Raw genomic sequence first — 13041 nt, forward strand, 5'->3', positions numbered from 1 at the left:
CTTAGAGATCTCTGGAGGCTGAGTATTTTTGAGGGCGTCACTGATTTTCAGGCACGAAAAGGACGTCCGTGGGCGTCTATGGATGTGCCGGGGTAATCTGAATTGATTATATATATTGTTGATTTTAAACGATAAATATCTGTTTGTTTTTTCGTTGGAATACTTTTTGGAATACATAGAATCTATGTGCTGAGTCAAAGCGAGCGCTTCAATCGCTAAGATCTGCGTCCCACGGTTTCAGCAAAAGATCTCTGGGTATAGTGAACGGTTTTTTCTTTTGAAGCCCTATTTTCATCGCGGTTAGTTGGGCGTCGACTTGAGCGCATCTAGGAGCATTGTCAGTCGGCTGCGGGTTTAAATTCACCGCAGCTGATTGCTCAGGCTGGAGCTCGTCCGCAATTGTGGTCGTGCCCGGCACTTGCCTGCCATGGAGAGATTCGGGGAGAGGAGTGTCTGTTCGTTGCTGTTCCTGGAAGGCTTCCGCAATCGGTAACGGCCTCGGTGCACCTGAATACACTTCGGTATCTTCGTGCACAGTGATTACATCCTCTTCCACAGTTGTCTCAGGGGGGAGGGCTGTCTTTTGGAGCTCCCTGTTACCCCTTTCACCAGTATTGTTCGGTCCCTGGAATGAATAATTATGAGCTGTTCGCTGGACTAGCTTCGATTGTTGCGTTTGTCGCTTACGGATATGGGCTTTGTAAGCCTTTGTGATAAGGCTCTCCAGCAATGCTGTGGCGCTCTTTCCCTGGTTCTCGGCCATTTCACGCAAGTTGGTTTTTGCTGACGTGTTCAGAGTGAAGGCGCACACCTTCTTGTCTTTCGCGGAATCCCGCCCGTTCTTTTGCCGCCAGGCAGCTTTCATGTCCTGGAGGACTTCGCGTCCATCATTCCGACGCTCAATCTTTGCACCGAGCTCCAGCATTTCTGCATGTCTCGCGAAATGTGTTGGGGAGCCGGCGCGATTCTCTTTATCGGAAATTTCGAAACCCTTCGTCCATAAGTAATCCATGGCCCATTGCCGCTGGGCCTCATTTTCTGGATCAAGCCACTCCAGGCCCGGTTTCCTTTTACGCCCCATGGTTAGCCTTCTGAGGATTGTGAGATTCGCTCAATCGTAGCCTTTTAACCTGGGATTGTTCAATTGGTTACGAATAGCGTTATACAGTCACGTTAAAAATCTATATTCATAAAAACAGGGTATATTTATCGATATAAATTTAAATGAGATTAGCGCTGTGTTCGTTGACTTACTGCTAAAACCGGTCTCAGGTCTTGGGCCGGGTGCAAAGTTTTTCCTTGCGGCTTTCGCGATGCGCTTTGGTGGGGAAGGGGCGGTTTTGCTTACGGTGAAGGAATTGGCGGGGCGTCTGATGATCTCCTCGCGCCTGGTGATGGAGGTGGTGCCTGAGTTGGCGAGGGACGAGGCGTTCCTAGTGGTCAAAGACGTCTCAGTAGGGCGGGGGCGGCCCACGCGCAGCTATGAAATTGCACCTTCGCTTCAAGAGGTTGAGCGAAGGTCAAAGTCCATCGCCTCGCTAACTCATGAGCCTCTCATCAGGCACTTGCTGTCCTGCTCGGATATCCAGGAGTCGGACAGCATTGTGGAGGATGATGTAGGTGAGCCGGAGCAGGCAGTTGGTTACAAGCAGCCACCTGCCAGGAAAAAATCGACCCGGCTCAGCGTCAGTAATCGATTGCTTCTGGCTGTGTTGATGTGTCATGCGGATGACCTCGGAGTTGTTCGCAGGGTTGGAATGCCTATGCTCAAGCAGCTCACTGGCCTGGATGAGGCCAAGCTGAAACCCAGGCTGCGACGACTGGTTCATCTGGGGTTCATTCGCAGTTCGATTGCGGGGGTAACCAGTTCGATTTTTGCGGAGGTCAAGGTCAGCACAACTTATTTTCTCAATTTGAACCACCCGCAACTGAGGCTAGAGGAAGACTACTGTGCGTCCATCGTGCTTCAGGAGTATGGAGTCGGTCGTCGGGAGACTGTTTCTGCCGCTGCTCCGGCTGTTGTGCTGCGTTTCTTCCATGCGCTTAGAGAACCTGTTTTTGAAGTGCTCTATCTAAAGTTGGCTCGATATATGTCGCACCTGCTGAGTCACCATTGGAATGAGCTGCGTTTGCCAGAACGCTCGTGGGAGTTCGCGCCGCTGAAGAATATGATCTCGGCCGACTTCAATCGACCGCAAGGAGATTTCGCGACGGGCTTGGCGATAGGGGAGGCCGATTGGTTGGAGGTCATCGACCATTTTCATTGGTTTGTGGTAGCGCGGGCCGCCAAGATCAAGTCTCGACTTGAGAGCACGGTATTGGGCGACCTTAAGGATTCGCGAATGGAGGTGATACCTTCCCCTGATCGAGACGACGGTAGTCGGATCACTACGCTGTTGCTGAGACGGGGGCCGGTACCTACGGCCAGTTGCTTGGTCATTAGGGATGCGCGGTCAGGCTTCTGTGAGCCATTCAATGGAGAGACGCAGCTAGCTGAGGAAGAGCGCTACCAGTTTGGCTTGCAGACTAATCCCAAGTCGGGTTGAGCTGGTTAGGTCATTTTTAACCGCCTCTGCAGATCCTCTGAGCCAATAGAGGAGCCTGCTCATGAGGATCATCCGCCTGAAAGAAGTCATCGATTCGACCGGCCTGGCAAGGTCGACTATTTACAAGTACATCGGGGAGGGCACCTTCCCGAAGCCGGTCTCATTGGGGGACCGTTGTGTCGGTTGGGTTGAAAGCGAGGTGCACGACTGGATTTTGGGAAGAATCGAAGAGCGTGACTTGGCTGAGAGCGCTGCAGCCCGCCCCGGCCGCCTGAGTATGGCCAGCTAATCAATCATCTGCGCCATGACCGGTTGGTAGCTGGTCATGGCGTTTATGCCGCTTGGGGGAACCCTACATTCTCACGTAACTCCCGCAGGATCCCAATGGGGCACTCTCGGCAGGCTCGGTAATGCTGTTCCTCCTAGCTAGGCCCATCGGGAGAGAGGATGTTAGGTTTCTCGCTGTGTCAGTGCAGCTGATCGATGGTTTATCTCTGGAGTAGACGCCCTGAAGAAATTCACGGTGCAGCTTTGAAAAATCCTCCCTCAATCCCGGTGTGTCCGAGAGCGTCATTTGCGGTGCGGGTAGTATGCTTTTACTAGCACTTACTACCCGTAGGGTTAGTGGGCTGATTCATTGGAGCATCGACCAGCGTATCCTGCATGGGAGGAGCAGACAGTTACGAGGTAACGGTTAAAAAATACAAAGCAAACTCAGGTTATGAAACTCACCAACTGAGGCGTCATAACCATGACTAGTAATCCTGACAACACCAGCCGCTATTCGCTTCGTCATTCCAGCAATACCAATCTCCACCTGCACCATGACTGTACTTTTGAAACTCTACCTTTGATGGTCGACAAGGGACCTTTCGTCAGGGAGTACCTTTCCCGGCTTAAGCGCACCATCGACCAAGCACTAGCTCAGTATCCGAGGGTGCTGGCCTTCAGGGTGGATCTCAGGTTACCCCAGGGCATCATTCTCCCTGACCATGCCTATACGAATCAGACCATCAGCAGGTTCATCGCCTCCTTCAACGCCAAGATCGAGCACAACCGAGATAAGGCACGTGAGCGGAATCCTTACGCCCATGATTGCAAGGTTCGCTACGTCTGGACAAGGGAGTTGGGAGAGGGGCAACGACCGCACTACCATCTGCTGATCCTGCTTAACCGTGATGCCTACTACACAGTGGGACGCCTATGTTCTGAGAGGGACAACAATATCAGCCGGATGGAAGAGGCCTGGGCCAGTGCTCTGAGGTTGTCAGTGGACCAAGTGATAGGGTTGGTCCATATCCCTGGGAATGCTGAATACCGAATAGACCGGAATGTCAGTCATGGTGATGCTGACAAGTTACCAATGCTATTCCATCGTGCCAGCTACCTCTGTAAGGCAGCTACGAAGTCATACGGTGATCAGCAACGCGGGTTCGGCACCAGCAAGGGATGACGCTTGGTTCTGCATAGAGCTTTCAACCACGCCGAGCTGAGATTCTTCGTATGAATTGAATTAGCTGGAATATCTTCACCTAAGATGATGGTTTCCAAAATAAAACACCCTGCGAAAGCGTAACCCTCGCAGGGTGTGGGGGTGACCATATCATTAACCGCCTACCATCAAACCACCACTCCATCTGCTTTCTGCGGGAATTTCCACTAAAGCCCCATCCATAAGGCTGCTCGTGATGAAAGCCTTTTGCGCGCAGATGCCATAAAGTAGGGCCTCGCAGGTCCTCTGCGGGCTGAAGTGATCTCTGAGAGGGCCAAGAAGATCGAATGCTGGTGGAAAGTAAGAGACAGCTCTAACTCCTCGCAGCTGTAGTGATCCCCGAGCTGAAGTAAGGAACTCTTTAGCCATGATTTTTGCTGGAAATACTCTTATGGAATCAGGCTGGGATGCAGATCAGCTCCGGGTGATCGAGGGAGATATGGATGCCCGGCTTGTCGTCGACGCGGGCCCCGGAACCGGAAAGACGGCTGTCGCTTGCGCGCGCCTCGCCTATTTGATTACTCAAGAAGATCTTGAGCCCAGCAACACTTGGATGATCAGCTTCACGAGGACCGCAGTAGCGGAAATTCGTGCGCGGCTGCACTCTTACGTTGGCGATGCATCCTTTGCTATCCGGATTGCAACCGTTGACTCGCATGCGTGGTCCATCCACTCCGGACATGACCCGAAAGCCAGACTGACTGGATCCTACGAAGAGAACATAGATCGAGTCATCGAGCTTTTGATGACTGACCTAGATGTGGCTGACGAGCTGTCGCAAATAGAGCATGTCGTGATTGACGAGGCGCAGGACATAGTTGGACGGCGAGCGGACCTGATCGGGGCTCTAGTGAAGCAACTGCGTTCGGACTGTGGTATCACAGTTTTCGCCGACGAGGCCCAAGCAATCTATGGCTTCTCTGACGACAGCATCGACCGTCGTAAGGCGGCTGGCTCCAAGCCCGTTCAGCCGTTGCTAGGCCGTTTGCGAGCCGAGAAAGCTTGGGGTTTCACTACACTGATTCTGAAGGAAATTTATCGTACGTCCTCTCCCGGACTTCGGAAGATCTTCTCGGAATTGCGCCAGGATGTCCTCGACAAACAAAAACACCGCGACGGATTGCACGCCGAGACAGCGGAAAGAGTCCGAGAGTTGGCCGACAAGAGCGGGCTAAAGTGGACGAACATGAAGGTCGCCGACTTCACCAGCGACGATCTTCTGTTATTCAGAACTCGTGCTGAAGTGCTCATGGCGTCGCAGTTTTGTAATCTCCCCCATCGGCTGCGACTATCAGGGTATGGCGGAACACTACCGGCATGGTTGGCGATCTGCTTCTCGGATTTCGTTGAGCTATTCCTCGCAGAGCGGCGTTTTCTTGACCTGTGGGCCTCGCGCATCGAGGGCAAGGCCGCGCCTCAGTATGGGCCTGTTGAAGCTTGGCAGCATCTCATGCGCATTGCAGGGCGTCAGGATGGCTCCATCGACATGCAGATACTGAGACGTCGGCTGGGCCAGCCCCGGCCCCCTGTCGAGCTGACTCTCCCTGAGTACGGCCTTCACGGGCCGATCGTAGGGACGATTCACGCGAGCAAGGGTCGAGAGGCGAGCAACGTCGTTCTGCTGCTGCCGAACGGTGCAGAATTCCAGAGCATCGAGGATGAGATCGAAGAGACGCGCGTGCTTTTTGTCGGTGCCACGCGCGCGCGCGCATCCCTCATCGTCGGAGAGTGTAGCGCCCTCAGAGCGTCAACCTTGCGATCGGGACGGGGCCATCGCTCGACGAAAAGTGGCCAACCCACGATGGTCGAGATTGGTCGTGACGGCGACATCACGGCGCGTGGTCTTGTCGGTTGCAGCGAGTTCAGCGCAGCCGATGCCTCTGCAGGGCAAGCCTTTCTGACCAAGGTCGCCGATGTTGTCACCACCTACAAGTTGGAAGCCGATCCCGACCTAGATTGGCGCTACAGGATCCATACCGGTAGCGAGGGTTTCTGTGTTGGTGCGCTGTCGCGCAACCTCACGTACGACCTCTGGGAGATACTCGCGAACAGAAACCAGAAGCAAAGCCACAAGCCGCCGAGCTACGTGAACCATGTGAGAGGTCAGGGGTGTGCAACGATCGTTCTGGGCCCCGACGACAATGATCTCGAGACGCTGCATGAGCCTTGGGCCTCCTCCGGTTTCGTCCTGACACCGAGAATTGCGGCGTTCCCTCCCTTCTACTTTTATGGCCGGAGGTAGCTCCCATGCAGGACAAATCGCAGGACAGAGACATCGTTGCCAGCAGGCTTGCCGAGGACCTAGTCGGGCCACGCGCAGAAGGTGAGGAACTTACGACACGTCCATCCGACGTCTATCTCACCGGCATCCTCTGGCCCCAGCGCACGGCAATGTTCGGGGAAGATGACGAGCGACTTGGGGCTGCGGGCGCCGGTTCGGGCGAGGAGAGCGACGGTGAGGCCGAGGTAGTCAGAACTGGGTCGCTCCAGAAGCCGTCCGTGGCAGGCATATCGTTCAGCGTTGCTTCCAGCGGCACACCACAAGCACGGGTCATCTGTAGTTTCGCTACGTACCGGATCGAAAAGCTCAACGACGTCGATGTTTGGGTTCGACAGCCTCATAGTGTCGAGATTCCCGGTCTTGATCTATCGGCCGGCCCAACGCGCTTGATTGCGCTTGCAGCGCTCAGCGATGGACTACCCAACGTCTCACTTAGTGTCCGATCCATCAATGCAGGGGACGCGGTCTTATCTACTCTGACGCTCGTGAATTCGGTCGTGCCAGAGCAGGGCCGAAACGAGATTGAGGCCGCATCGCTCTTCCAGACGGAGCTTCGCATTGAGCCCTGTGAGGGCACTCTCTTGGTGCCGAAGCCTCCTAGGCGCGTGATGTCGCTGCCTCAAGCGGGGGAGGGAGGGGCCGGCTCAATTAGTGATGAGGAAAGCGGGGCACTGCTGTACAGGAACGTGGCGGAGTTCGCTGTCGGGCACGTCTGCTCGGCCGAGTGGGAATCCGCAGACTATGTAGCTGGCGTTCGGCCTAGTGCACGATGGGTAGGGACGACTTGGCTCCCGTCAGCTATCGTCGAGAGTGTTGATCCGAATGGTCATGTCTTCTTTTCGGAGCTTGGAAAGGAACGCGTAGCCTTCGATCCGCTTTCGGCCGAGTCTCTGGCTTCCGCCGACACAACGAGCCTCCAGCAGGGACTACAGCTCTTCTGTGATACCTACGAGCGCTGGATACTAGTGCAGCGTAAGCGACTCGACAACGTGATGGATGTGAGCTCCGAGCTGAAGTACGTCGCCTCCTCACATCTTGCCCGATGTGAGGAGGCGCTTGAGCGCATGCGGGCATCTGTTCTCGATATCGGCGCTAATCCGCGGCTTCGGAGAGCATTTCAGCTGGCAAATCTTGCCATGCACTTGCAGCACTCGTGGGATAGTTCCAAGAGCCGTCACGCTCCTTTGCGGTGGCGGCCGTTCCAGCTGGGGTTCCTGCTTCTCAGTGCACCATCCTCGGTTATCCGCGAACACAAGCACAGAGGAGTCATGGATCTCCTTTGGTTTCCCACCGGCGGAGGCAAGACCGAGGCCTACCTCGCACTGATCGCATGCATCGCTGTGTATCGTCGCCTCTCCGATGATCCGAATGACCACGGAGGTGTCTGCGCCCTCATGCGCTACACGCTTCGCCTGCTGACGACGCAGCAGTTCGCACGGTCGGCAGCCATGATCGTGGCATTAGAGGCGATACGCTCCGGCCGGGCGGCGGTTCCTGACGGCTTGCCGCTTCAAGGTGACGTGCCATTCTCGATTGGTCTATGGGTCGGCGGAGACGCAACTCCCAACAAGCGTGCAGATGCATTTGCTTCTCTTCGAGGGTCATCGGAGGTGGCATCGCCGAAGCAGCTCTCTCGCTGCCCCGCATGTGGCGAGAAGCTGTCATGGTCGATGGCGAACGCAACCTCACCGGTTGATGTCGAATGCACGAATAGTTCGTGCAAGATGTGCGGGATTCTGCCCGTCTTTACAGTGGATGATGATGTCTACGACAACCGGCCTACGTTGTTGATTGGAACCGCCGACAAGTTCGCGCAGATCGTCCGCGAGAAGAGAACCAACAGACTGTTCGGTGTTACAGACGGATCTCCACCTGATCTCATCATCCAGGACGAGTTGCATCTCATCTCAGGTCCCCTCGGGACTATCGCGGGAGTGTATGAGGCAGCATTCGACCTGATGTTCGCTGTGCGCGGATATCGGGCAAAGGTCATCGGTTCTACAGCAACGATCCGTAGAGCGTCGGAGCAGGTGCTGGCTCTGTTCGATCGCGAAGCATTCCAGTTTCCACCGCCAGCAATCGATCATGATGACTCCGGTTTTGCTGTTCGCGATCGGCGGCAAAAGGCGGTGGGAAGGCGTTATCTCGGCATCACCACGGCCGGTCGATCGGCAAAGTTCACCCTGCAGGCCGTCGCAGGCTCACTGTTGCAAACTGCTTTCGCGGCTTTCAGCGATGATGTTCGCCGAGATGCTTACTGGACGCTCGTCGGGTATTTCAACTCGATTCGTGAACTTGGTGGTGCGCTCGTCCTCATGCAGGACGACGTTACTGACAGTATCGCGTTATACGCTAGCGCACGCCGCGAAGAAAAAAGAACCCTTCGTAACGTTGAGGAGCTGACCTCCAGAAGAACGCAGGAAGAAATCCGCGGGATGCTAGAGGTTCTAGACATCAAGGTTGGGCTTCCCGGCGCAGTCGATGCGGTGCTAGCGACGAACATGGTCAGTGTCGGAGTGGACATCTCCCGGCTAGGACTGATGCTGGTCAATGGACAACCCAAGACCATCGCCGAATACATCCAGGCCACTAGCCGCGTCGGCCGGGGAGAAGTGAGCGGGCTTGTGGTCTCTGTGCTCAACAATGCTAAGGCACGCGACCGTTCACATTTCGAGACGTTCTGCAGTTGGCATCGCACCCTGTACAGGGATGTGGAGGCAACGAGCGTCACTCCATTCGCGTCACGGGCTCGCGACAGGGCGCTGCACGCTGCGTTGGTGGCTGTGGTACGTCATCTTGTTGCCGATATGCTCGATTCTCCACGCATGAATGATGAAGCAGAGGATGAGGCGATGGACCTCATCGGCCTGATCGTCGAGCGTGCGAAGCGGATTGATCCCGAGGAGACGGCCGTTAGGGAAGAGCTGGAGTCCCGTCTTGATACATGGAGAACAAGATCCCCAGCGGTCTACTGGAGTGATTACAAGGGGGGAGGATCCCTTCTTCAGAGTGCTGAGCGCGCCGCAGCTCGCCGGGCTGCCAACCGTGAAACGGGAGCTGCTTGGCCGACCCTCAATTCAATGCGGACCGTCGAAGCTGGGACCCCTTTCAGGATGGCCCCTGTCCTCAGGGCAAAGGATGACATACATGAAGAATGAACTTCAGGATCTGCGGCGCAGCGCAGTTGTTTCTACATTCGGCCCCGGTTCGGTTGTGGACTTCAGGGCCGGTGGAGGAGCAGTTTCGGGCATCGCTGCTGGGCTTGAGGAGTGGGACCGCTCCTTCCCCCCCGCTGGCTTGGCCCACCCGCAGGTGATCCGCGAGCCACGCTTGCAGAAAAAGCTTGGCGTTAAAGGCTTTAGGTCTCCCCCTGTCACGCTCGAACGGAGAAAAGATGACGAACCAGATTCCCGGCGTCTCGTCGCCGTGCGTTTCCCGAAATGGCTGCAATGTCCAGGCTGCGATTTCATCAAGCCGGAACGCCGATGGGCAAACGATCCGGGCGAGGCCTATCGCTACTGTCCGACTTGCACCGAAAAGTCTCCTGGACGCAGCAAGGTCTTCGTCATCCCAGTTCGCTTCGTCATGGCCTGTAAGCATGGTCACGTAGACGAGTTTCCTTGGGACTGGTGGGTGGGACACAAGCCGGAATGCCCGACCTTGAAGCGTGATAATCCGGATCGCCATCCCGGTCTGATGCTTCGAGCGGAGAACCCTGGCCTTGCGGGGCTCATGCTGAGTTGTCCAAAGTGTGGCGCGCGCCGGTCGATGGACGGTGTTTTCTCGAAACAAACCTGGGAGCGAGGTCCGAAGTGCCGGGGGCATCGACCATGGCTGAGCGACGGCGACGAAATATGCGGAAAGGAGCAGTATGCTGTTCAGCGAGGTGCATCCAACCTGTACTTTGCGGTGACAGAGTCAGCCCTCAGCATCCCGCCTTGGTCCGACCGTATCCAGGAGGTTCTGGGCGACTGGTGGAGTTCCCTCACGAATCTCGACGACCCGTCGAGGCTTGAGGAGTATATCGGCTTCCTTGCCAAGGGTGATTTAGAGAGCATCCTGCGGGAACTGAAGATGTCGCCCGCGGAGCTGGCAGAGGCAATCCGGAACCGCCTCGTGTCGTACGGACAGTTGCAAACCGATGACCTCCGTCCGGCGGAGTATCGGCAGTTCGTCGCCGAACCTAGTCGGAGTCGGACTCCCGACTTCGAAACCCGCAGAGAAACCGTATCCCCAGAAATAGCTGCATGGATCTCCCGAGTGGTACGGGCTGTGCGCCTCCGCGAGGTTCGTGCCATTAAAGGGTTCACCCGGATCAATCCGCCAGGTGATCCGGACTCGCCGGAGGTGGCACGGCTCTCCAAGGAACCGCTTGATTGGCTACCGGCGATTGAGGTGCGTGGTGAAGGCATCTTCCTTGCGCTGAATGAGGGGTGGCTTTCTGCGTGGGAGATTCGATCTGATGTAATTGCGCGCGTCTCCGAGTGCGACGCTCAGCATCAAGCGAACTGGAAGGAGCGGTACGGAGACGACGCAAATCCGCCTCGCGAGATTACCCCGCGATACATGCTCTGCCACACACTCGCGCACGCTCTAATGCGCCAGTTGACGCTGGAGTGCGGATACTCCTCCGCATCGCTACAGGAGAGGATTTATGCCGGGAGTGGCGATGAACAGATGGCCGGGCTTCTGATTTATACCGCGACGCCAGACTCGGACGGAACTCTTGGAGGACTTGAACGGCAAGGAAAAGCAGGGCGCATCGAGGGAATTTTGCAGCGTGCGATCAACGCGATTGAGTGGTGCTCATCCGACCCACTCTGCATTACGGACATGATGGGAGCGATCAATAGCTACTCGCACTCAGTGTGCCACGCTTGCTGCCTTGCTCCAGAGACATCATGCGAAGCTTTCAACAGTTTCCTTGATCGCGCCCTCTTGATCGGTGACGGGACAAATTCGGGACTCGGATACTTCGAAAACATGCTTAGGAGAGGCTGATGGCGGTGCTCTGGCCAAGGAAATTACCACGCTCGGTACTGGATGATCCGAGGCGGCGAGCGGAAGTTCGCGTGTACAACCGACTAGCCGAGGTTCTCGACGATTCCTTTCATGTTTTTTACTCAAGCCCTTGGCTAGGCACCGACCGGTTGGGAAACGAAAAGGACGGCGAATGCGACTTCCTGATCGCACATTCACGACACGGCATCCTCGCGATAGAGGTCAAAGGGGGGAGGGAAATTTCGTTTGACCCGATGGATGCTCAGTGGCGCAGTACAGATCATGGTGGCTTCGTCCACAAAATTAAGGACCCGGTGGCACAGGCGCGTAGTGCAAAGTACGAAATTCTGAGACGGCTCCACGAATCACTCAGGGGGCCAAAGCGTGTAATACATGCCACTCATGGGGTTGTATTCCCTAGTGCTGGGTCGCCTCGTGGCAATCTCGGAGCTGATCGCCCGGCCTACATTTTCTGTTGTTCAAATCAGCTTGAGCACGGTCTCCATGAGTGGGTCACAGATCGGCTGAAGGAAGGGCAGCGACCTGATAACTGTGAGTCTCTTGGTCGTGACGGTATAGCGGCGCTGGAGAGACTTCTGGCACACCCCTTCACCCTGAGCTTCCGAATCGGTGCCGCACTTGCGGAAGCTGAAGGAGAGTTCCGTGTCCTTGAGCCCTCCCAGTACCATATCCTTGATGTCATCACCGATATCCCGCGGGCCCTGATTCAGGGTGGTGCAGGCACAGGCAAAACTGTGGTGGCGATCGAGGAAGCACTGCGGTCCGCCGCCACTGGCAGGAAGACCCTCCTGACTTGTTATAGTCGCCCGTTGGGAATTGACCTTGAGCGAAGACTGAAAACCGTAGAGAACCTCACGGTCGCCAGCTTTCACATGCTGTGCGGGCGCATGGCAAGTCAGGCAAGTGTTCAGACACCTACCGGCGTCAGCGAACAGGAGCTCTACGAGAACGTGCTGCCTGATGCCCTCTACAGTGCGATGGAAATCAAGCCTTCGCTCAAGTGGGACACGATTATTGTCGATGAAGGCCAGGACTTCCGTGCCGAGTGGTGGATCGCGATCGATGGCTGCCTGAACAGCAATGGTCACCTCCGTGTTTTCATGGATAGCAATCAGAGGGTATACGACAGCCTCGGGAGTGGCGTTCATGATCTAAGCGTGGTTCCAGTTCGGCTTTCCCGAAATCTCCGCAACACAAAGAACATCCACAAGGCCGCTTCGGTGCATTATTCGGGTCTCGAGATAATTGCCGACGGGCCCGACGGTCTCGAGGTCTCTTGGATCAACGCGGATAATCCAGGTTCGAAAGTTGAAGCTGCATACGGGGAGCTTCGACGGCTCGTCAACAGTGAGGAAGTGGCACCCGGTGACATAGCAATCCTTGTCAACGGGCCCACCGCTAGGACAAGCTTTCTCGAAAAAAGCAGCGGGACGAATATTTCGCTTACAGACGCCGAAACAATGGTGCTCGAAGACGTAGTCGTAGATACCGTACGACGGTTCAAGGGGCTGGAACGGCCGGCAATAATTCTCATCGTAAGCGGCGACGAAATGGAGCGGCGCGAGCTTGCCTATGTCGCGTTCTCGAGAGCGCGGGCCTACTTGTGCATTGTGTGTTCCGAAGATGACGCACGCTGGCTTTCAGGAAAGGAAAAACGCGACGACTGACGTGTCTCCCCCAATGGGCTTTCGTACGTACCA

At 55.9% G+C, this 13041-nt stretch carries 8 protein-coding genes; 7 read left to right on the top strand and 1 reads right to left on the bottom strand.

What is annotated here, in order from left to right; translation table 11 throughout:
- Positions 1-208: 208 nt before the first annotated feature.
- Positions 209-1081 (bottom strand): hypothetical protein, encoded by an 873-nt coding sequence (locus BM70_RS0116715; RefSeq protein ID WP_025857072.1) that lies wholly within the window; start codon positions 1079-1081, stop codon positions 209-211.
- Between the two features lie 157 nt (positions 1082-1238).
- Here BM70_RS0116715 and BM70_RS31920 point away from each other — a divergent pair, with 157 nt between their 5' ends.
- The 7 genes from BM70_RS31920 to BM70_RS0116755 all read left to right on the top strand — a co-directional run bounded on the left by BM70_RS31920 (position 1239) and on the right by BM70_RS0116755 (position 13008).
- A complete protein-coding gene (locus tag BM70_RS31920) occupies positions 1239-2546 on the top strand; it encodes a hypothetical protein (protein WP_025857073.1) in 1308 nt (435 codons plus the stop codon).
- Between the two features lie 61 nt (positions 2547-2607).
- A complete protein-coding gene (locus BM70_RS0116725; protein WP_025857074.1) occupies positions 2608-2835 on the top strand; it encodes an AlpA family transcriptional regulator in 228 nt (75 codons plus the stop codon).
- Between the two features lie 462 nt (positions 2836-3297).
- Complete coding sequence (locus tag BM70_RS0116735; protein WP_025857075.1) at positions 3298-3999, top strand: inovirus Gp2 family protein; 702 nt, start codon at positions 3298-3300, stop codon at positions 3997-3999.
- A gap of 406 nt (positions 4000-4405) precedes the next feature.
- Positions 4406-6280: a UvrD-helicase domain-containing protein gene (locus tag BM70_RS0116740; RefSeq protein WP_025857076.1), complete on the top strand. Its 1875-nt coding sequence runs from the start codon at positions 4406-4408 to the stop codon at positions 6278-6280.
- Positions 6281-6285: 5 nt separating this feature from the next.
- A complete protein-coding gene (locus BM70_RS0116745) occupies positions 6286-9477 on the top strand; it encodes a helicase-related protein (protein WP_025857077.1) in 3192 nt (1063 codons plus the stop codon).
- Positions 9467-11320 carry a DrmB family protein gene (gene drmB / locus BM70_RS0116750; protein WP_025857078.1) on the top strand — a complete coding sequence of 618 codons (1854 nt, stop codon included), beginning with the start codon at positions 9467-9469 and terminating at the stop codon, positions 11318-11320. The genes BM70_RS0116745 and drmB overlap by 11 nt, the downstream gene beginning before the upstream one ends.
- Entirely contained in the window at positions 11320-13008 is a 1689-nt protein-coding gene (locus tag BM70_RS0116755) for a nuclease-related domain-containing DEAD/DEAH box helicase (RefSeq protein ID WP_025857079.1), read from the top strand. Before drmB ends, BM70_RS0116755 begins: the two co-directional genes overlap by 1 nt.
- The last annotated feature ends 33 nt before the right edge of the window (positions 13009-13041 follow it).

The organism is Pseudomonas sp. CHM02 (assembly GCF_000612585.1).
Lineage (GTDB): Bacteria > Pseudomonadota > Gammaproteobacteria > Pseudomonadales > Pseudomonadaceae > Aquipseudomonas.

Excerpts from the sequence above, each read along its gene's own strand:
- BM70_RS0116715 (WP_025857072.1), bottom strand. The coding sequence starts at position 1,081 with ATGGGGCGTAAAAGGAAACCGGGCCTGGAGTGGCTTGATCCAGAAAAT.
- BM70_RS0116725 (WP_025857074.1), top strand. The coding sequence starts at position 2,608 with ATGAGGATCATCCGCCTGAAAGAAGTCATCGATTCGACCGGCCTGGCA.
- BM70_RS0116735 (WP_025857075.1), top strand. The coding sequence starts at position 3,298 with ATGACTAGTAATCCTGACAACACCAGCCGCTATTCGCTTCGTCATTCC.
- BM70_RS0116740 (WP_025857076.1), top strand. The coding sequence starts at position 4,406 with ATGATTTTTGCTGGAAATACTCTTATGGAATCAGGCTGGGATGCAGAT.
- BM70_RS0116745 (WP_025857077.1), top strand. The coding sequence starts at position 6,286 with ATGCAGGACAAATCGCAGGACAGAGACATCGTTGCCAGCAGGCTTGCC.
- drmB (WP_025857078.1), top strand. The coding sequence starts at position 9,467 with ATGAAGAATGAACTTCAGGATCTGCGGCGCAGCGCAGTTGTTTCTACA.
- BM70_RS0116755 (WP_025857079.1), top strand. The coding sequence starts at position 11,320 with ATGGCGGTGCTCTGGCCAAGGAAATTACCACGCTCGGTACTGGATGAT.